The following is a 433-nucleotide window of genomic DNA, read 5'->3' on the forward strand; positions in this document are numbered from 1 at the left end:
TTTTTTGCGGTCAAAGAAGCGGTCTTCCCTTTTGCCAAATTCCCAGGCGTTGACCCCATCTTAAGCCCTGAGATGAAATCAACGGGTGAAGTCATGGGCGTGGGTCAGACCTTTGGTGAGGCTTACTACAAAGCCATCATCGGCAGTAATGATAGATTGCCCGGTTTGCCAGTGGACAATGAAGTTAAAAAAGTGTTCTTATCGGTGCGTGAAAGCGACAAAGCCAATCTGGTACCAGTGGCAAAACAATTTGCCGACTATGGCTTTAAACTTGTGGCAACCTCAGGCACCCAAAAAATCTTGACCGAAGCCGGTATCGCCTGTGAGCGCATCAACAAAGTCACCGAGGGTCGCCCACATATCGTCGATGCCATCAAAAACGGTGAGATTGCGATTGTGGTCAATACCACTGAAGGCAAACAAGCGCATGAAG

General features: G+C 48.5%; 1 pseudogene. It reads left to right on the forward strand.

What is annotated here, in order from left to right:
• Nucleotides 1–433 (forward strand): annotated as a pseudogene (gene carB / locus IV512_RS19780) (carbamoyl phosphate synthase large subunit); the annotation flags it as partial.

The sequence above is a fragment of the Pseudozobellia sp. WGM2 genome, from assembly GCF_017810075.1.
GTDB lineage: Bacteria > Bacteroidota > Bacteroidia > Flavobacteriales > Flavobacteriaceae > JADNYK01.